Genomic DNA, 19,369 nt, shown 5'->3' with positions numbered 1-19,369 from the left:
CCTGAAGTGGCGTGGGCCGGCAAAACCGAAGACCAGTTGAAGGCTGAAGGCATCAAGTACGGCAAGGCAGTATTCCCGTGGGCTGCTTCAGGCCGCGCGATCGCCAACGGCCGCGACGAGGGCTTCACGAAGCTGCTGTTCGACGAGGAAACGCATCGCGTGATCGGCGGCGGGATTGTCGGTCTGAATGCGGGCGACCTGATCAGCGAAGTGTGCCTCGCAATCGAAATGGGCGCGGATGCGACGGATATCGGCAAGACGATTCACCCGCACCCGACGCTCGGCGAATCGATCGGCATGGCCGCCGAACTGTATGAAGGAGTCTGTACCGATTTGCCGCCGAAGCGCGAAAAGGCAAGTCCGAAGTAAACGTAGGTCCTCGGGGTCTGTCAATCACGTGTTGCAGCGAGCCGGTCACTACGTTCGATCTTCAGGATCGCCGTACCGTGGCCTTCACAAAGGATGAGGAAGTTATGGCGATTGTGGGAACGTCGTTGCGAAATATGGTGCAAGCGTGGTTGGCGCCCGACCCGAAGAGAGGATTTCGGGTCAGCCACTACGGACGATCCAGCAGGGGGCGATATGTGTGCGTCGTCGCAGACAATGGAAGCGGGCCAAAGGCGATGTACTTTTTTCGCCACCGTGACGCGTCATGGTGCGTCTTCCCGCCACAGCCAGAAAGACCCGCCATGCAGGTTGCGGAATTGTGTTGAACACGAAAGCGCAAATCAATAGGCCGACGGAGCTGTTACCCGGACTATGCCTCCGCTTCCCTTACCGTTGCCGCCTTAGAAGGATGCAATGGTTAAACCGATACCCGATGATGTCTTGTGGTGACTAATTCAACTATCTTTGCGGCCGATCAAGCGGCAGCGCGCTTGATAACCCCCATTTGCACCTTTGTGCTGCGGCGCAGTGCTAGAGAACCTTCTGTCCGTGCACGTCCCGGAGTGATTCGACGAGCACTGAGCGGTAGAACAGCCTACGTGCACGAGCTTGCCTTCCGTCACGCATCGCGGCCTACGGTGCCGCGATGAGCAATCGACTTCGGATCGTCCGCCGGCCAACGGAGGTCAGATCGCTTTCGATAGCGGAGGAGGAAAATGTGCAGGGCACATGCGAGGTAGCGAACGAAGGTCCGGTGTCCGAGAGCACCGCACGCAGGAACTCACTGTGCATCGTGGCGTCAATCAGTAACCTCGCGCACATCGAAAGCGCTTACGGCACCGCAACCGCGCTGACCGTCAGGCATGTCGTATACGGGCGCGCTCGCGATTTCTGTACGCGGGAGTCGGGCATCATGACGCGCAACGGAGAGCAGATTGTCGTTCTGATTGACCGTGCTGTTCCTGAAGACCTGGCGAACGCTCACGCAGTCTGCAGCGACCATAGCATCGTCGATGCGGTCGTCGCGGCGCTGGGCGACGCCCCGGTGTTCACGTCGATGGGCCCGATCCGCGCAGCCATCGGTGCATCGATCCCGACCTGCGACGGCACACCGTTCGACCCCGAAAAAGAAGCATCCGCGGAGATGCGCATGGGCAGCAGAAAGTGGCGGACCCGATACGCGCGCGACATGGAAATTGCCGGGGAACTGCTCGGTGCGATGGAACGCGACGAGTTGTGCTTTCGCTACGAGAAGGTCTGCAGCGCGATCGGTACGGAGAGCGTCAGCTATTGGGAGGCGTTGTTGTGCAGGACCGGAGATGGCGTACCGGTCAGTGTAGGCAAATGGATTCCCGCTCTCGAACGGCTCGGACTGGTGAGCCGCCTCGACAGATGGGTCGTGACGACCGTGATCGATACGCTGCGTGCGCATCCGGGCATGTCGCTAGGCTGTAACGTGTCGATTCAGAGTGCAGCGCTCGGCGGCTGGCGGTCGACGGTCATCGAAACCCTTGCCGGCGAGCCTCAGGTCGCGGCACGGCTCGTCATCGAGTTGACGGAAAGCGCGCCGCTGACCGACATCGACGCAGTCGCGGACTTCGTCCGGGCGCTGCAACAGATCGGATGTCGCGTGGCTCTCGATGACATCGGTGCAGGCTACAGTTCCGTGCGGAGTCTTATGGAACTGGGCGTGGACATTGCAAAAATCGATGGTGGATATCTGCATCAGGCCCGCTCGAACGGGTGCGCACGAGTACATCTGGGTGCGCTGATCCGTCTGGCGCGAACGTGCGCTTCGCATGTGGTGGTCGAACGTGTCGAGGACGAGGAAGACCTGCACGTCTCCCAGGCCTGTGGCGCGCATTGGGTTCAGGGATATCTCTTCGAGCCCATCTTCGCCGCCGGTTTGACACAATCCGCGTCTGAGCCCGAACGGGACTGATGCGCGAGATTGAAGGTCCTGCGGGAGAAAGGAGAAGTCATGAGCGATATCTATCGGTACAAACCTGGAAGTGGCGTGCCGATCGTCACACAGCCCATCCCTGGCACGCGGACCTGCAGGCCCGCCTGCAATTTTTCTTCTTCCGCGACAATGACCGCGCTTGATGCGTCTTCCCGCCTGAGTCCGAACCTCCGTGATGGAGTGTTTCCCGCAAAGTGCAGCGCGATAGAGGATCGACTTGGCCATCAAAGCCGGGCAAGTCCGGGATTGAGTGGAGTACAGAAATGTTTGAGAAATCGAAGCCGCTAACGCCCGAGTACGCCCGTGAGCTGGAAGTATGGACGTGCACCTGGTACGACGAAGCCGTTGCAGCGAATTTCGTGCGCCCGCCGTATCACCCTGACGCGACGATCATCAAACGTCTCCAGGGCTACGTCCACGCCGGCCTGGCGCCGGCTGAAGCCGCAGTGGCATGCTTCGGAAGGAATCACTGAACGGTGTCGTCATCGCGTCCCCGCTGGGCAAGGATGGTCCTGCGGAAGGCACGCAACGATCCGCGGAGGCAATGAATGCCCAGCCCGTTACCCGCGTGTATTAACCACTGGAATCGGGCAACAACCTTCAGCGAAGGTGCGCGTCTGTTGGTGTGCCGAAGGCGGCGCTTTGGCACCTGAACGACGGAAACCATCGACGAAGCCCTCGGGCGGCTGTGGGGCGGCACGCCGCATTCCTATGGAGGCCAGGACTACGAGGCTTCACTTGCGCCCGACGACGAATGAAACGGGTTGTGAAATATGTGGCCATCCCGCTCCGGCGGGCCTCAGCGACTTGACATAATCTTTATTATCGACAGAAGTGATGTTACAGCAAAGCTGTAATGTCGTATCTGGGCAAAGCTGAAACGTCGCATGTCATGCTGGCTGACCTTTGACGGGAGGCTTGCATGACGACATCCGGGACGATCACCATGACGATGCGCGAGGTTGACCGGCTAAGGACGATCCAGTCGGTGGTCGACGGGATGCTGATGACCTGGCAGGCCGCAGAGCGGCTTCACCTGAGTCGGCGTCAGGTTGAGCGGCTGACGGTACGCTACCGCCGCCAGGGTGCCTCAGGACTGCTGTCACGGCATCGGGGGCACCCGAGCAACTACCAGCTGGCGGATGGCACGGCGGAACGCGCATTGATTCTGATCCGGGACAGTTATGCGGATTTCGGGCCGACGCTGGCGTGCGAGAAGCTGTGCGAATGTCATGGGCTGGTGCTGTCGAAGGAAACGGTGCGTCACCTGATGACGGAGGCCGGGCTGTGGATTCCGCGCCGGCAGCGACCACCGAAGATCTACCAGCCACGGGCGCGGCGATCGTGTCTGGGCGAACTGGTCCAGATCGATGGCAGCGATCATCGCTGGTTCGAGGATCGCGCGCCGGCGTGCACGCTGCTGGTCTATGTGGACGACGCAACCAGCCGGATCATGGCGCTGCACTTCACGGCGACCGAATCGACCTTCAGCTACTTCGAGGCGACGCGGACGTATCTGGAACTGCACGGCAAGCCGGTCGCGTTCTACAGCGACAAGGCGAGCGTATTCCGCTCGACGCAGACGGCGACCACGGGCGGCAAAGGCGTGACGCACTTCGGCCGGGCGATGTTCGAGTTGAACATTGACGGGTTGTGCGCGAATTCGAGCCAGGCCAAGGGGCGTGTTGAACGCGCGAACCTGACATTGCAGGACCGCCTGGTGAAGGAACTACGGCTACGCCAGATCGACACGCGGGAAGCGGCCAACGCTTATGCGCCTCACTTCATCGCCGACTACAACACGCGCTTTGGCAAGGTACCACGCAGCGCTTTCAATGCTCACCGGCCGCTGCGAACAGATGAGAATCTCGACACCATCCTGACGTGGCGCGAACCGCGGCGCGTCACCCGCTCGCTGACGCTGCAGTACGACCGGGTGATCTACCTGCTCGATGACACGGACGCAAACCGCAGACTGGTCGGACGCTACATCGATGTGTACGAGTATCCGGACGGTCGCATCGAGGTTCGCGCCGATGGTGTCGCCCTTCCCTGCACGCCTTATGACCGGCTCTCGGAGATCGATCAGGGCGCGGTGGTCGACCACAAGCGGCTGGGTCACGTGCTGCAGGTCGCGCAAGTGATTCAGGCCGATCGCGATAACCGTCGCGCGTCAGGTTCACCGTCACGGACCAATCGGGGGCAGGCGCCGAAGCTGAAGGAGCGCAAGGCTGGGACAAAGAAGCAGCGGGAGATCACTGTGGATGATCTGAACACCGCGATTGGCAGAGCGACGGTCAGTCTCCAGGACTCTGTCATCAAAACCTCGTCAAGGAGATAGCAAAGGCACAACTACGACACTTCTACTTTGCTGCCACTACGACACTTCAGAATGGCCTCGACAAGTGAACTATCTAGTTACTCATGTGCACGGCCGCGCCAGCTTTGCACGCAGGCCCGGATCCTTCCGCGCGCCGCAGTGTTGCGCGGCTACCTTGCTGTGTGTGTCGCGTCAGATGCGATCTCGGGCTGCGGGAGCATTCTCGTCTTCGAGATTATTGCGTTGAGGCGACTTCATTTCCTTTCGGGAGAAATGATTTGATACGCGAAAACCCATATAAACGACAGACGTTCCCTCGTAATATTGCAGTCGGTTATGAGAAGTATTGTTTCCGCCCGCAGTCAGCAAAAGCGAATTTAAGTGATTGAAATTTTCTGATTTTGTTAAGCTTCAAGGTCTTTCGTTCGGAGTTTCGCTGAACTGCGCGGTGTGATTGAACCGCCCAGATACCCTCTTTGCGAACGAGGCGCATGTGAGTGATGACAGACGTCTAGGTCCTTACAGACGATGGCTTCCGGCCCTGCCCCCAATAATGTTTCCGGTAGCAGGTTGATTCACAGCTGTTGCGATGCGGGTGTTTCATGAAAGTTTGTTGAGCAATAACAATAGCGGTTACTCCATTTCGCCCGGCCGCTGATATTTGATCCATTCCTGATAATACGACTTATCAGGATTAAACAATCAGGGATGGTACAATTAGCCGCCCATCCCCGCTGCATCGATAACAGCAGCGCGGTGTACCAAACTCTCCCATGACGACAGACGAACAAGATTTGCTTGAACCGCTGCCCCAAATGGCCCAAGACACGGCCCGGCCGGTTTTCCTGGCGTTCCAAGGGGGCGGAGCGCGGGGTATCGCCCACGTCGGTGGACTGGCGGCCGTAAACGATCTCGGATTGCCCGTCGCTGGCGTGGCAGGTACGTCGGCCGGCGCAATCATGGCAGCTTTAGTCGCTGCGGGATATCGGGCGGACCAGTTACTCGATCCGGACGCCGGGACGCATTTGCTGCAGAAAGTCGCCGGAGGCCGTTTCAAGCAGGCAACCGCGTTATTCGGTCGGAACTGGCGCTATATCAGGTGGTTGAGGCAGGCGGTGGCCACGTTCGGCTGTGCGGGCAGATATTACCGGAGCACCCCGCTAAGCGATGATTTGGCCTGGTTATGCAACCGAACGTGGGGTAAGGTCGCCCTTATTTTGGCAGGGCTGTTCGTCGCCTACGAAATAGACGCACAACTTCCCCGTCCTGCTTTCGCCATTCTCATCGTCGTACTGATCTTGGCCGCGTGGCTTGCCAAGCGATGTGTCGACGGGTTAGCCTCGCTCGACGAAGTGCTGGCGCTGGTCGATGAGGCAATCGCCGAAGGGCTCAAGCTTCGGGGCCGCAACATTACTTTCGCCGATCTAAAGGCGCATAACGGATTGCCGTTGAAGCTCGTCGCGACGAATGTCAGCGACCAGTCACTGGAACTGTTCTCGGCCGAGACGACGCCTGACGTGAAAGTGGCCGATGCAGTGGCCGCCTCGATCTGCCTGCCCGTCGTTTTCCGGCCATGGTCTTTCTCGTTCAAGCGGCGTGGCGAACCGGTTGCGGTGGAGAGACGGTTCATTGATGGTGGACTGGTATCGAACCTGCCAGTGTGGACGTTCGATGAGGAGCGGGCACTCAATGAAAAAGCGGTCACTATCGCATTTGGGCTTAACCCGCCCAAGAAGGGTCGCGATCCGCACTGGCTGCCCGCCGCGTTGCAGACCGTGGTGGCAGGGCCACCCGAAGTCCACTTTCGCGGCATCGACCGGATGATTCATATTCCGCTGGACAGCAAACTGTCCGTCCTTGCTTTCGACGCCCGCTTTGATGATCTGTCGAAGGTGGTGGCCAAGGCGACGTCCGATGCGACCACGCAAGTCCAGTTGCATCTGACTGAGGTGCCGACGCAGATCCGGCGTGCGCTCGCGGCGCTTGCGAGTTCGGTCAGCGATGCCCTGAAGTTAGAGTTCGCCGGCGAACTCGCCGGGCGGGAAGCGGAGTCGCCGCTGTTTCGCATCGCCTTGGGCATCCAGAAACCCAGCGACCGGCTGTCATTAACGATCGCCTATGAATTGGGGCACGATGACAGCCTGCGAGGCGCCCGCCTTGCTTTGGATTCGCCGGCCGGTCTGGCGTGGCAGGGCGTCACCGCTATCCGTACCGACGAGGCCAGCCAGATATACCGCGACAGTCGCTGGACAGGATGCGTCCCCGTCCGGGAAAGCCATCTCGCCCGACAGGATGACGGCACCCACGGGCTGACTGCGGGCGCCGGAGCAGTAGTGGCAATCTTCGACTCACCTTTTCCTTTACCTGATAGCATATGGGCAGATAAAGGTGCATTAGAGGAATTTTGGGTGGCACTGTCCGAACTAGTCACGGCGTATTTCGCCGACAGGGACACGGGCAACCAACTTCGAAGGAGTATGGCATGGCTTTGACCGCACAGTCGCCGGGCCGCGAGAAGGCAAACGCGGCTCCGGTACCGGAAACACAGGCGCCGACGCCTCGCGCTGCCGAACGGGCAAGGCGGGCGGTGGCTATTCTGCGCGAACAGCGCAAGTCAGCGTCGAACGACGGCGTCACGATCCTGAAGGAAACCCTCGACCGTCTCGAAGACGAGGTCCGCCGGCGCGAGGCGGAGCGAGGACGGACGCCACGCACTCGCTGACTTCGGCATCGACCCCGGAAAGGACGCTTTACGCGTCCTTTTTTTCACCCGCTTTCCGCTTCGGGCATTCCGGCACGAGTTGCCCTGCCCTTCCGTCGGAAAAACCGCGTTGTGGACATCCCATGACCAGTTACGCTGTAGTCGAACTGAATGAAATCAGGCCACGCGGATCGGCGCATAAACCAGTAAAGGCCGTTGCATACAGAACCAGACGCGAGTTCGGGCAAGGGCTGCAGGCCGCGATTACAGCGCTTCATACGCTGGGTCACGACGAGCCGAAAGCACTGATCCTGAGCACCCATGGGTACCGCCTGACGGGCACGAGTTTCAAGGCGCTGGATAGCCCGGTCAACCTGTGGGAATTTGGCGACGCATTCGGCGTGCTGCCGCCCAACCTCGTTGTGTATCTAAGCGCGTGCTGGGGGGCATATCCGGGCGCCATCGCGCCGATACAGTCGGGAACCACGCCGCCTTATGTAGTCGGACCGCTGCTTGATATCTACCCGTACGACGCCAACGAAATGGAAAATGGCCTGCTCGATCTGCTGGCAAGTGGGCCTCCGTCCCGGCGTGGACTGTATCGACTTATCCGCCGCTATAACGAAGATACCGAAATGCGGCGTGAAGACTATGGGTCGCGGAGGTGGCTGTTCGGCATGCAAGATCAGGAGGGAAACTTCTTTCCCCGGCCGGCGATCGGGAATCAGCTCGCCACGCGCACCGAGGAGCCCGATGAGTTCGTCGTGCGCGAATTAGTCTACACCGAGACGGCTCACGGCCCCGTGGCGTGCGAGGTCGAAGACAGCCAGGGTCGTCGCTGGCAGGCCGATATCGCCGCCTTGACGCCACAGGACCCGGACGGACCGACCCGGTTGATCGGACAGCGGTTCAAGGCGATCTACCAGGTCTCCATGAGAGATGACCTCCCGGATCACGTCTACCAGCACACGTTGTCCGGGCTCCCGATGATCCGCCTTGTTGAAATACAGCCGGCGTAGCGGGCGTGCCTGGACGGGAAAGGCCAGTGAGAGGAGCATGCACGTTGCGGATTCCCTGACTAGCCCCGGTTTGACATCAATCCAGGTCTTTTCCAGACGCCGTGATTTCGTTCCTGATCTGCGCTGCGTCAAGCTCGCCGCTTAAATCTTGAAGGGCCCGTGTCGCTGCTCCCTGATCTCCCGTCATATCATGCGGGAGAACATTGGTCGTTCGCAGGACGTTCGGTGCGATTACTGCCAGACGAATTTCCGCGTCATCCTTGCATAGACAATAAGGATGGCCACCGTCGTTCACCTTCTCCAGACGCCAGCCTGAGAGGCTATTGATCTGTTCCAGCAAGTCGTCGTCGCGGTCTCCAAAGATCACGATCGAGCGCATCTCATCTTCTTTCATTTTCAGCACCGGTAAGTGTGGGGGCACATTCTAGCCGACGCGGCGCGTCATTGCTGCCAGCGTCTGCGACAAGTACGGGCGGGACATGTTAAGTCTGGCGTACAGCCTAGGGCTGGCGCAGACATGACGGAAAACGCTATCCGCGGATTTGTAGGTCAGCGTGCTTGCGCGATCGATGAGGGGCACAAAGCTGCGATGACGATTGCCTTGGGTTACCCCCGAATACTAGATGGAGCTGAGCAGGCTCAGCGCTCATTGGCTTTCCACTTTTCATCCTAATTGACAGCGTCGTGATGTTATCGGCTATCAGCGCATTTATCCTTTCGGCTGGTTCGGCATACTGGTGTAAGCGCCACCCTGGTCCGAAGAACTCATCTATGCACGGCATGACCGTGGGTTTGCGCTCATCAGCACGCGCTCGCCGGGCGTGCAGCGCACGTACTTCCGGTGCGATCCGAAGGGTTCTGTGGACGCCTGGTCCGACGACCGCATCTGGGCTGAGCTACACGCGCGTGTCGAGACCGCCGACGGCTGGCAGCTAACCGAAGGAAGGATCGTCCAGAGGACGCGATAACGGGGGCGTTTCAGTGGTTTCTTCGGAAGCATGCATCTGCGGCCTCAGCCGGCGACAGGCCGCCGTGGAAGTAGCCTTGGAGACGCTTTATGATCGTCGCATCAGGGTGAAACGGCGGGCGCACAAGATTCGCTGCGACGGCTGCATCGTACCAGGCACACGCCCATACCTCCAGCTCCCGAGCGTATTCGAGCGTTAGCGGTTCCGACTCCTCAAGCATCTTTTAACTCCACTCATTCCTAGGTTTGCCGGGCCATGACTTCCCGTCATCGCGCGATTCGCAGGGGATTGTCTCGACAACGTGTCGATGGATAAGATGACGCATACCTTTTATGTGAATTTCCTACTCAGGAAACTGTACCTCGTACAGCAAGGGGGAACGCACGACGAGGCCGCAGCGCGTTCCCAGATATGAACACTCGTGCGGTCGCCGTCCCTGCCGGACGCGCAACGCGTAGACGCGGCAGGTCTGCCTTCGATCGGCCAAATCTGCAGAAAATGGCCGGCCTGCCTGTCAGAATCGCGTACTGAAGCCGATCCGCGCGATCGACTGCAGCGCGCCGCTCGATGCGCCATTCGGGTCCATCACGCCGTTGATCTGCGCATAGCTGCCCCGGCTCGCGCGCTGGTGGACGCCCTCGACGTACACCATCGTGCGCTTGGACAGCAAGTACTGGACGGCGGCGTCTAGCTGGTGCGCGTGCGCATTGTCCAGCGCGTCGTTACCCTTCATGTACATGTAAACCGCGCCGATTACCCAAGCGGGCGACGCTTGCCACGACGCGCCGGCTTCCGCCGACCAGACGGCCGCCCCGTTCTGCGCATTGCGCACGGTCGTCACTATCGCTCTCCCCGTGACCGCACCGACCTTGTAGTGTAGGCCCGCGCCCCAGTTGCTGACGCTGGTGGCGTGGCTGCCGTTCGCTGCGGCGTATTTCTGGTTCGTATAGGCCGCGCCCGCACCGAACGGCCCATTCTCGTAACTCGCGCCGACGCTGACCGTGTTGTTCGCGCCGACCGAGCCCGCGACGTTCCCGAAACCATAAAGCACGCCGACGGTCAACCCCCACAGCGACGGGCTCGTGTACTTGACGGAGTTGGCGACGCGGTTGCTGCCCGCGACGCGATCCCAGTCGAATGCGCCGGTCGGATTGTTCGGCAGCGCAAGCTTGTCGAACGGCCCGTTGCGGAAACCGTACAGGCCGGCGACGTCCTGCGCGATTTCGTTGCCGCTCGCGGCCAGAGCGTCGACCATGAACTCGTACTGGTTGCCGAGCGTCAGCGTGCCGTACCGGTCGTTCTGCAGCCCGACGTAAGCCGTGCGCGCGAACAGGCCGCCGCCGATAATGGAGCCGTTAGCGAGCGAATACTGGTTCACGAGCCTGAAGATCGCCCGCGTGCCACCGCCAAGATCTTCCTTGCCTTCAAAGCCGAGAAGATTCGGAAAAAAGACGTTGTCGTCGAACTTGGCGTTGCCGTGGCCGCCTTGATTGCTCACATAACTCAGCCCGACGTCCATTAGCCCGAACATCGTCACGCTGCTCTGGGCGAACGATGCGACCGGGATCGCGTACACCGCAATTGCCAGAAAGGTCTTTTCGTCATCTCTAGTGTGCTCCTCACATGTTTCCGATGGCATCGGATATTTTGATTGGACTACTGATTTTCTTTATTGAAATCCGGATGAGCCTGTTTCGATCCATCCCAAACCGATGGAAGTCGCGGGCGCACCGGAGCATCCGCGTACCACATGTCCGCCGAAACTGAGACCCCTCGACGCTCTCCCGCCTGGAGGCCAGACTGTCGAATGCGTGGCGTCCACCGGCACGACTGCCCGGCTAGGACCGACGCGCCGTTCAGCAGCCGACCGTACCCTGCACCGGAGCTGCGGGCAATCGAGGATCTGCCGCGACGCCTGCGCGTCGGCCATCAGGCCGCTGCTGAACGGCGTGTCAATCGAGCAGGCCGCGACGGTGCTCACGCAGATGCCAGGGTCGGGCCGCGTATGCGCGAGCTAGCCCGCGAACTGCGCGATGTTGCCGTTACTCGCGCCGCACGCGGGCCAGTCCCTGCTGCCGATGTACGTCGACGCCACATTGACGATACGGCTGCCTTGTGGGCCGACGCCGACTTCGTAGACCAGGATGTCGAGCTTCGTCGGCCATCGCGCGCTTCAGTGTGTCGCTGCCGGCAACGTTGAGCCTCAGCGCGACGACCGATGCACACGCTTTCCGTCAAGCGCGGATCGGGCGCGCGCAGATACCAGACGCGCCGCGCGTCAGACGACCGTTCTTCCTTCAGACGTCCGCCGACGACTCACACTTGATACTCGCTCTGATCTGTGCGCGATGGACGGTCCGGTGCGCGGGGGGAAATCAGAATCTTGATCTGCGTGCGATCCGCGAGCAGTGCGTCGAAACCGTCGGCCACCGCAGCCTCAAGCGACACGATGCGTGTGACGATCGACGTGAGATCGAGCGCGCCCGACGCGACGATGCGCAGGAGGTCTTCATACGCGTGCCGATAACCGACGCTTGCCGTCAAGGTCAGCTCATCGTTGACCGCGCGGAATGCGTCGAAGCCGGCGTGCGGCATGAGACCGACCATCACGAGGCGACCGCCCTTGCGCAGCGCCTGCATGGCCGCTTCGAACGTGGCCGGCAGGCCAGCCGCTTCGAAACTCGCATCGACGCCGAGCCCCCCTGTAGCGGCGCGAATCGCGGCGCGCAGTGCTGGCCCGTCGAGCGTGCGTGTATCGAAGGTGTGCGTCGCGCCGAAGCGCGCGGCCGCGGCGAGCCGCTCAGGCGACACGTCAATCGCCACGATCGTCGTCGCGCCCTGCAGCTTCGCGAGCATGATCAGCAACAAGCCGATCGGCCCGACCCCGAACACCGCGCAGGTCTCGCCGAGCCGGAGTTCACCGCGCCGCAGCGCATGCAGCGCTACAGCGGCCGGCTCGGTCACTGCTGCCTGTTCGAGAGTCACGCCGTCGGGCAGGCGGTGCAACATGTACGCTGGCACGACCGCGAAGTCGGCCATCCCGCCGTCGCCCATCAGCCCGGCGAACCCCATCGACACGCACAGGTTGTACGATCCGGAGCGGCAGTACGCGCACTGGTGACAGCGATACTCCGGCTCGACCGCGACGCGGTCGCCCGTGGTCAGCGTCGTGACGCCCGCGCCAACCTCAACGACGGTGCCGCAGAACTCGTGACCGAGCGTCAGCGGCGCGTTGCGGCCGGACAGGGGATGCGGCGTTTCTACGGGAATCGCATGCGGGCCGTCCGCATATTCGTGCAGGTCGCTGCCGCAGATCCCGCAATAGGCGACCGCGATGCGAACGTCACCCGGGCCGACGAGCGGCGTGTCGATTTGCACGAGACGGACATCGCGCGGGCCGTGCCATTGAAGTGCACGCATGTCATCGTCCTCCGACTTTCTGCGTATTGAGATGGCTCGCGGCGGCGCCGACGAGCGCGCGCTTGCGCAGCACAGCGGGCGCGGTTTCGACGACACCGAACGACAGTACGCACGCGAGGATCGCGCCGGCCGCCGATGTCCACATCGCGAACTGCAGGCCGTACTGGTCGGCCGCGAAGCCCGCGACGGTCGGTGCGACGAAGCCGCCGATCAGTTCGCCTGCGCCCATGATCAGCCCGAGCGCGCTGGCGATCGCGCGAGGCGGGACGGTCTCGGCCGGGATCGTGGCCATGAACAGCGTGAAGCAGCCGAGGCCCGTGTACGTGGCGAACACCAGCGCGCCGAGCGCCCACACCGAATCGACATGGATCATCACGATCGGACAGACGGCGGCGATCAGCGCGAACACGATCATCGTCGGCTTGCGGCCAATGCGGTCGGAGATCGCCGGCACCGCAAAGCCCCAGAACACCCACGCGGCACCGAGGCAGGTCATCACAAAGCCCATGTCGGACGCGGACAGATGGCGGTTGCTGACCAGGAAGGTCGGCGCGAACGAGATGATCACGACGAACCACGTTAGGAAGCAGCAGCTGATCAGCATGCAGAGCAGGATGTTGCGTTCCTTCAGCAGCGCCCAGCGGCTGATGGCCGCGCCGCCTGCCGGATGCTCCGTAGCGCCGTCGGCGTGCGCGTGCCGCACGCCGACGGTCGGTACTTCGCGCACCCAGCGCCAGAGGCAGAACGCGATCAGGAAGCCCGGGATGCACGATACATAGAACGCCTCGCGCCAGCCGTACGCGGTCGCGATGCCGATCACGACCGGCGGGCCGATCATCGCGCCGAGCAGGCCGGCGGCCGAGCCTTGCAGCAGACCCATGTTCAGCCCGCGGCGAGTCGGCGTCGAACTCTCGATCATCAGCGATTGCGACAGCGGCAGCACCGGGCCTTCGGCGATGCCCATCAGCGCACGAAACGCGATCAGGCTCGCGAATCCGCCGACGAGCCCCGACAGCGCCGAGCATACGGAAAAACCGAGCACGGCCGCGATCAGCAGCGGTTTGCGCGTGCCGCGCGCGTCGGACCACGCGCCTGCCGCGGCGCCCGACAGCGCCCACGTGAGCGCGAGCGCGGACGACACCATGCCGAGCTGCGTGTTCGTCAGGTGCAGTTCGGCCGACATGAACGGGAACAGGAACGACAGCGCGAGGCGGTCGAAGAAGACAAAGCCGAACGTCATGAACAGGATCAGCAGCAGCCTGTTCTCGTACGACCATGCGTGTTTGGGGGAAGAGTGGGATGTCATGGCCGGCCTCGTCGCGCGTCAGCGGAACAGCTTCTCGATCGCTTGCGCGCCGAGGCCGACCTTCTCGTAATGCGCCTTGCACATTGCGATATACGAATGCACGTCGAAGTAGCCTTCGGGGTTGCCTTCGTCGTCGAGCCAGATCAGCGGCCCCGTGACGATGAAGAACGCGCGCATCGGTTCCGGGTGGTCGAACGCAACGAGCGTGTGGCCTTCGCCCGGCGTCTCGTACACGAAATCGCCGCGCGTCGCCGTCCATTCGTGCTCCAGGTAGCCCCATTTGCCGGACAGCGTGTATGCGAACACCTCGTGCGGATGATAGTGCCGGTTCACGAGCCCGGCCTCCTTCGCCACCAGAATGTCGCACCATTTATTCTGCGACGGCGAGATCCAAAGCGGGCGCGACGAAACGGTTTCGGTAAACGGAACGTAATAGCGCTCGTCTTCGGTGGCTGCGTTCTGAATGTAGGCTTCCGGCAGTGCATCGGGCTTGAACGGATTGGCAATCGCCGGGATGTTTTGCCAGAATTCGGATACGGCTTTGTCGACCATGGTCTGTCTCCTTATAGATTGGTGTCGTGGGGTCGACTTTATCCAGATCGTGCTCGCCGCTCTTGACCGCGATGGACGAATTGCTTGTTCGAGCGAGACATTGCGGCGCACAGTCCTTGCGTGAACCATTTCAAAATCATGCCGCTCGGTGCGACAGGCGCCAGCAGGAGGCAACATGGTCAGTTCCACCGTCTTGTTGTGTACGCAAGGCTCGACGTCCGACGTACCGGCGTGCGAGCGGATGGCGTACTGGGAGGCACTATGCTCAACGACACTGGTCGGCCTGCGCTGCTCCTCTTTGTCGCCTGGCGGTTTAGAGGTCGAAAAGACCGGCATCGCAATGCCGGGCCTCGGCATCGCCGATATCAGGGGACAGGACCACGTGATCGAGCGCAACCCGGCGCTGGTGCGCCAGATGCCGAAGGAATCGGTGTTTGCTTGCCAGCTTCTTCAGGGTCGCGCGTATTTCATCCAGCGCGACCGGTGCCTGCTCGCGGAGGCTGGCGACATCGTCGTCTACGACACGCGTATTCCGTACCTGTTCGGATTCCTAACGCCAATGCGGCAGTTGCTGATCGACGTGCCAATCGCGACGCTCGACAACCGGTTGGAGTCGGGCCTGGACCAACTGCCGCTGAAGATAGCACCGCGTGCTGGCAGCGGCGCGATGCTCGGCAAGACACTGCATGCACCGTCGAGCGTTTTATGGGTAATCCGGTGGACTCCGAAGTCGCGCGGTTCTGCCAGTACGCGCGCACACTGCTCGCATCAATCATCGAAGTGGAACTGCATGGCGCGAGTACGTCGCGCGCCTCACTCTCGTACCTGCTGACGGCAAAGCAGTACATCGCGACCCGTCTGGCTGAACCCGGGCTCACGCCGCAGGCCGTGGCCGATGCGGACGGATTGTCGCTGCGGCATCTGGGCCGGCTCTTCGGTGCCGACGGGGAATCGATCATGCAGCATATCTGGAGGAGCGCGTTTCGCGGGCGTACTGCGCGAATATCAGTATGCTTCTTCGCGACCGCCCGCCAGGGACCACTGCCGATATCACCGCCGACACAGTGGTGTACTGGGACGGTGAACGGCTGAACGGGGCGCACCTATCGGCTGATGAGCCCCGAGTCGTTGCAGACCCCTTCGAGTTAGAGGACGTCCTGCCTGACGTTCGCGACGCGCTAGCGGACTGGCTGGCGCGACCGAGATTCAGCTTCCGTCCGTCCCTCCTCGAATGGCTGGACCCGTTACCGCCCGGCACGGCGTCACCCTGACTGGCGAGCCAAAACAAAGCATGAGGAGCGGCAGCGTGGAATGGCTGTGGACGTGCGGAGGCACGAGTTTCGGTTACCGGGACGGCGATAACCTGTGGACGCATGACGGCCGCCACGTGGGGCACTTCATCGGTAATGAGGTGTACGCCGCCGATGGCAGCAACCTCGGTGAAATGATGGGCACCAGCCGCCTCGTCACGTGCAAGGCCAAGATCGGAGTTGTGCGCAACGGCTTTTCGCCGCAACCGTCGCGGACCATCGCCACCACTCACCACGACTACAGCGCTTATCCGATGGATAACGGCTATCAGGACTTTCCACGGCCAGGCGCAATCCCCGACTGCGGAGGCGTCGAAGTGCCTATCTACCGTCCTTAATCGACCCAGTTCTGACTTTCAGGCGGCTTCTGTATAACGGCAGGAATCAGGGAGCAGCGGTCATTCGTCAATCTCCGCAGTCAGCATGTCGTCGCCGTTCGCGTTCGCCGAACCAAGGTAATCCCCGCAGCGGTTGTGGGCCGTATAACTGACGAGGAAGGAGCGTGCCCGGCACTGGCGGGGGTAGGCCGCCTCCTCTCTTCGGAAGCGGATTGCTGTAAAACCACACGCTGGGCGGGCGGCAGGTACGTACTCTGCCGTCAGGAAGAGTGTTCGGTCGATTTTCGGACAGCATCCGCCGCTCGGAGTAGTGGACCGGCAAGGAACACCACGACAAATCCCGCCGCCACTTCTAGCCACGGCGTCCGATAGTCGGTCGAGAACATCACGACAAAAGTCTTCGCGGCCGTCGCCAGGCCAATTGCCGACGCCAGCCACGCCAACAGGAATGAAATCGAGAAGTTGTCTTGCAGCACGACGGCGTCGTTGTGCATCCAAGGCGGGAACCATCCGATCCCCGAAAGCAGGAGGAAGCAAGCCGCGCCTCCCGCTACCCCGACGAGCGGAGCCCATTCCCCGATGCTCGACTTATGTTCCGCGTTTTGCCAATTGCTCGCGATTCGCCCGAGGCTCGTTGCGATCGCGTTGCGCGTCTGGCCCCATGCGACGGCGGTATCAGAGGGATCGACCAATAAATAAACATTTCTCGGGAAGTCCTTCGAGGCTTCCGCGTCATTCAAAATCAAGGATATCTGCGCGAAAAACAGAAAATAGAAGTCCTCTTTGGCTAACCTTCCGGTGCCCGTTCCAACCGCCGGAACGATGATTCCATTAACGTCTTTCTGGTTCCGCATCTGATCCATGAAACTGACGATGGCATTGCTCGTATCCTCTTTCACGCACGCCTGGTATTTCGATTCGATATCGGACCCTTCGGCATTCCAGCAGGGACGTTTTTGACTATCAGGGTTTGCCCAGACCACAATCGCAACGTTGGCGACCGTATCGACTCCAAATTTGTCATGGTAGACGCCTTGACACTCGTGAAAATCCACATCGCCGCGGTTCAGGGTTGGCCGATCGGCTTTGTCCAGGCGGCAACCCGTTCCGATGGGGCCACTGATGCCACCGTCGATCGACTGCGCTTCATCGACGGAATTGAGAATCAAGAGTCGATCCCCGACGCTTTTCCAATCGGGCTGCCCGTCAAAGGATTTATCGGTTAATCGCGCCGTGAGCAGTTGAACGGTGAGTGGTTGGCCATTCTGCTTGACGAAGGTCGCCAGCGCCTGCGGCGGCATCCCGTCTGCCGGCAACGTCTGCGGTAGGCTTTTCATGATGTTAATTTTGGGCGTCGCGCCCTTAGGCTTCCCGTACAGATGGATCTGGACCCATTCCGTTGGCGAACGCGCGCTGATTTCCTTCACACCGATCGCAAACGCAATGAACAGGATGACCGCGCAGACGATCGACGTTACGCGTCCATGCTGACGTCTTACCGGGGCGCTCATCCGCTACTCGTCGAAATTTGCGTTCTTGAGCGGATTCGCGATCGTGCGAGGTGAGCCCGCTTGCGCCGGATTCTTCGATGAATCCTCTTTTGCGGGGCCGATCACTTTGACGTCGATGTCATCGACGCAGATGAACGGGACTCTTGTTGGCCCCGTCTTGACCTCGACGTACACTTGCAAGCGCTCGCTGTTCGATGGAACGTCGCATTGCCCCCAGCCGCCCTTGTTGTCTTTCCACGGCTCTTCCATCCACTTTCCATCCGTTGATTCGATGGGGTGAAGCCAGCACAGCTGAGATTGACCCTCCGGTCCGACCGTGTTTATGCCCAGTAAGAAATATCCTGCGATGAAGTTCTGAGCGTATGCATACATGGATATCTGAATGCGTTTTCCCCGAAAGTCATCGGCCTTGAATTCCTGAGTGAGCGCCGATTCATTGGTCGATGCGGTTTGCGAGAGACGCACACAGGCACTTGCCGTTCCTGAATATTTGATCTCGCGATTCAGAAACACCTTTGGCGACACCGTCCATCCCGGGATGACTGACTGTCCCGAGGCCGTGGCGCTCGTCAGTACGGAAAGCGTCAAAAGGCTAGCTAATCGAATCGCGCCCGTTCGCGCGACACACGTGTGCGTAAGGCCGCGTTCGAAAAAGACGCGGATAGGTCGTTCAGCGAGAGCGAATGTTCCCTTCATTGCATGCCCCATCTCACGAGCCGGATAGCTTCGGACGACGCTAATACATAAGCACATGTGGCATGAGACTCCAAGTTCGCAACAGATCCTATGTGCGGTCCCCCGCACAATCGCTCCGCGTCGAATTACATCTTCGCAGGACAGACTATTCCCGCGGGAAAATGCTTCACAATGGGGCGTGGACGCAACCCATTAGTTCGGCATGGTTTCCAAATTGCCAGACGATCACTTCGATTTTGATTTCACGACGATGAATCAGAAGCGGAGCAGCGTCGTCGACAAGTGTGACACGCTAGCCGCCGTTGGGCGGTGTCGCGCCAACGACCACAAAGGCCGACGACCAGTCCAACATATTGCGAGCATGAACGCCGGCTGCTTGAGTGGAGCAGCCGTTCGAATGACCGTGTGTCAACGATCATGAATGGCGGAAAGTGGCCGAACTTCGCCTTCCGTTGCTCTATCGTTCTGCGTTGAGGAGCCGCGTCATCATTCCCGCGTTGCGCTGAGCGACATCTCTGTAGCAGTTGTTGAACAGCACGTGCGTGCGCCCGACGTTCTTCGCGATTGCCTGGATGCCCGGCGCGAGGGCGCGCAACTCGTCCTCGGAGTACTCATAGTTGAATCGGTCGGCCGCCGACTCAGCGCCGGTCCAAGTGTCAGCGTTGCGGCCATGCAGCCGCACGATTGCGAGCTCCGGCGAGGTAGCCTCCCAGACGGTGTGTGCGCGTTTTTTCACTCCTTCCGGCGCATCGACAATGACGTGCACAATGCCGCGTTCCCGCTCCATCGCCAGCGTCGACTCACGGTGCTTTTCGCCCAACCAGCTCTCATGCCGGAACTCAAATGCGGTGAGGAACGGGTGCATGCGCTCCGCACAG

The 19,369-nt window shown here is 60.9% G+C and carries 15 protein-coding genes and 3 pseudogenes; 10 read left to right on the top strand and 8 right to left on the bottom strand.

Annotated features, from left to right (window positions below; translation table 11 throughout):
* The 7 genes and pseudogenes from F759_RS0133200 to F759_RS0133170 form a co-directional block, all read left to right on the top strand.
* Positions 1-369 (top strand): annotated as a pseudogene (locus F759_RS0133200) (dihydrolipoyl dehydrogenase); the annotation flags it as partial.
* An 811-nt stretch (positions 370-1,180) separates the two neighbouring features.
* On the top strand, positions 1,181-2,329 hold the full coding sequence (locus F759_RS40305) for an EAL domain-containing protein (protein ID WP_161633352.1): 1,149 nt from the start codon (positions 1,181-1,183) through the stop codon (positions 2,327-2,329).
* A 284-nt stretch (positions 2,330-2,613) separates the two neighbouring features.
* A complete protein-coding gene (locus F759_RS43510) occupies positions 2,614-2,823 on the top strand; it encodes a hypothetical protein (RefSeq protein ID WP_036025903.1) in 210 nt (69 codons plus the stop codon).
* A gap of 449 nt (positions 2,824-3,272) precedes the next feature.
* Positions 3,273-4,691 carry an ISNCY family transposase gene (locus F759_RS0133185; protein WP_051377553.1) on the top strand — a complete coding sequence of 473 codons (1,419 nt, stop codon included), beginning with the start codon at positions 3,273-3,275 and terminating at the stop codon, positions 4,689-4,691.
* Between the two features lie 752 nt (positions 4,692-5,443).
* A complete protein-coding gene (locus F759_RS0133180) occupies positions 5,444-7,162 on the top strand; it encodes a patatin-like phospholipase family protein (protein WP_027803608.1) in 1,719 nt (572 codons plus the stop codon).
* Positions 7,153-7,392, top strand: a complete 240-nt coding sequence (locus F759_RS0133175; protein WP_027803607.1) for a hypothetical protein — start codon at positions 7,153-7,155, stop codon at positions 7,390-7,392. The genes F759_RS0133180 and F759_RS0133175 overlap by 10 nt, the downstream gene beginning before the upstream one ends.
* Before the next feature lie 122 nt (positions 7,393-7,514).
* The gene (locus F759_RS0133170) at positions 7,515-8,390 is read left to right on the top strand and encodes a hypothetical protein (protein ID WP_027803606.1); all 876 of its coding nucleotides are present in this window, start codon (positions 7,515-7,517) and stop codon (positions 8,388-8,390) included.
* Positions 8,391-8,466: 76 nt separating this feature from the next.
* On the opposite strand, the gene F759_RS39380 is transcribed toward F759_RS0133170, so the two are convergent.
* The gene (locus F759_RS39380) at positions 8,467-8,784 is read right to left on the bottom strand and encodes a hypothetical protein (RefSeq protein ID WP_152530769.1); all 318 of its coding nucleotides are present in this window, start codon (positions 8,782-8,784) and stop codon (positions 8,467-8,469) included.
* 304 nt (positions 8,785-9,088) lie between these two features.
* Here F759_RS39380 and F759_RS41705 point away from each other — a divergent pair.
* Positions 9,089-9,349 (top strand): annotated as a pseudogene (locus tag F759_RS41705) (FAD-dependent monooxygenase); the annotation flags it as partial.
* 523 nt (positions 9,350-9,872) lie between these two features.
* On the opposite strand, the gene F759_RS0133150 reads toward F759_RS41705, so the two are convergent.
* From F759_RS0133150 to F759_RS0133130, 4 genes are all read right to left on the bottom strand, one after another.
* Entirely contained in the window at positions 9,873-10,997 is a 1,125-nt protein-coding gene (locus F759_RS0133150) for a porin (RefSeq protein ID WP_051377552.1), read from the bottom strand.
* A gap of 677 nt (positions 10,998-11,674) precedes the next feature.
* Entirely contained in the window at positions 11,675-12,778 is a 1,104-nt protein-coding gene (locus F759_RS39375; protein WP_036025897.1) for a 2,3-butanediol dehydrogenase, read from the bottom strand.
* Between the two features lies 1 nt (position 12,779).
* Positions 12,780-14,084: an MFS transporter gene (locus F759_RS0133135; RefSeq protein WP_027803603.1), complete on the bottom strand. Its 1,305-nt coding sequence runs from the start codon at positions 14,082-14,084 to the stop codon at positions 12,780-12,782.
* 18 nt (positions 14,085-14,102) lie between these two features.
* Entirely contained in the window at positions 14,103-14,636 is a 534-nt protein-coding gene (locus F759_RS0133130) for a 2,4'-dihydroxyacetophenone dioxygenase family protein (protein WP_027803602.1), read from the bottom strand.
* Between the two features lie 175 nt (positions 14,637-14,811).
* On the opposite strand from F759_RS0133130, the pseudogene F759_RS39370 reads away from it, so the two are divergent.
* Both F759_RS39370 and F759_RS39360 read left to right on the top strand, forming a co-directional pair.
* A pseudogene (locus tag F759_RS39370) lies at positions 14,812-15,682 on the top strand (AraC-like ligand-binding domain-containing protein); the annotation flags it as partial.
* A 260-nt stretch (positions 15,683-15,942) separates the two neighbouring features.
* Entirely contained in the window at positions 15,943-16,284 is a 342-nt protein-coding gene (locus F759_RS39360; RefSeq protein ID WP_036025894.1) for a hypothetical protein, read from the top strand.
* A 260-nt stretch (positions 16,285-16,544) separates the two neighbouring features.
* Here F759_RS39360 and F759_RS0133110 read toward each other — a convergent pair whose 3' ends face one another.
* The 3 genes from F759_RS0133110 to F759_RS0133100 form a co-directional block, all read right to left on the bottom strand.
* Positions 16,545-17,795 (bottom strand): hypothetical protein, encoded by a 1,251-nt coding sequence (locus tag F759_RS0133110; RefSeq protein ID WP_027803601.1) that lies wholly within the window; start codon positions 17,793-17,795, stop codon positions 16,545-16,547.
* A gap of 3 nt (positions 17,796-17,798) precedes the next feature.
* Complete coding sequence (locus F759_RS42595; protein WP_152530768.1) at positions 17,799-18,491, bottom strand: hypothetical protein; 693 nt, start codon at positions 18,489-18,491, stop codon at positions 17,799-17,801.
* 457 nt (positions 18,492-18,948) lie between these two features.
* The coding region (locus F759_RS0133100; RefSeq protein ID WP_027803599.1) for a DUF72 domain-containing protein at positions 18,949-19,369 on the bottom strand (421 nt) is incomplete at its 5' end.

This window comes from Paraburkholderia dilworthii, assembly GCF_000472525.1.
GTDB classification, from domain to species: domain Bacteria; phylum Pseudomonadota; class Gammaproteobacteria; order Burkholderiales; family Burkholderiaceae; genus Paraburkholderia; species Paraburkholderia dilworthii.
The sequence above is the reverse complement of the archived record's forward strand: the minus strand, read 5'-3'. Positions and strand labels throughout refer to the sequence as shown.

Bases quoted from the DNA above. Each gene is read 5' to 3' on its own strand.
- F759_RS43510 (WP_036025903.1), top strand. From the start codon at position 2,614: ATGTTTGAGAAATCGAAGCCGCTAACGCCCGAGTACGCCCGTGAGCTG.
- F759_RS0133185 (WP_051377553.1), top strand. From the start codon at position 3,273: ATGACGACATCCGGGACGATCACCATGACGATGCGCGAGGTTGACCGG.
- F759_RS0133180 (WP_027803608.1), top strand. From the start codon at position 5,444: ATGACGACAGACGAACAAGATTTGCTTGAACCGCTGCCCCAAATGGCC.
- F759_RS0133175 (WP_027803607.1), top strand. From the start codon at position 7,153: ATGGCTTTGACCGCACAGTCGCCGGGCCGCGAGAAGGCAAACGCGGCT.
- F759_RS0133170 (WP_027803606.1), top strand. From the start codon at position 7,515: ATGACCAGTTACGCTGTAGTCGAACTGAATGAAATCAGGCCACGCGGA.
- F759_RS39380 (WP_152530769.1), bottom strand. From the start codon at position 8,784: ATGAAAGAAGATGAGATGCGCTCGATCGTGATCTTTGGAGACCGCGAC.
- F759_RS0133150 (WP_051377552.1), bottom strand. From the start codon at position 10,997: ATGCCATCGGAAACATGTGAGGAGCACACTAGAGATGACGAAAAGACC.
- F759_RS39375 (WP_036025897.1), bottom strand. From the start codon at position 12,778: ATGCGTGCACTTCAATGGCACGGCCCGCGCGATGTCCGTCTCGTGCAA.
- F759_RS0133135 (WP_027803603.1), bottom strand. From the start codon at position 14,084: ATGACATCCCACTCTTCCCCCAAACACGCATGGTCGTACGAGAACAGG.
- F759_RS0133130 (WP_027803602.1), bottom strand. From the start codon at position 14,636: ATGGTCGACAAAGCCGTATCCGAATTCTGGCAAAACATCCCGGCGATT.
- F759_RS0133110 (WP_027803601.1), bottom strand. From the start codon at position 17,795: ATGAGCGCCCCGGTAAGACGTCAGCATGGACGCGTAACGTCGATCGTC.
- F759_RS42595 (WP_152530768.1), bottom strand. From the start codon at position 18,491: ATGAAGGGAACATTCGCTCTCGCTGAACGACCTATCCGCGTCTTTTTC.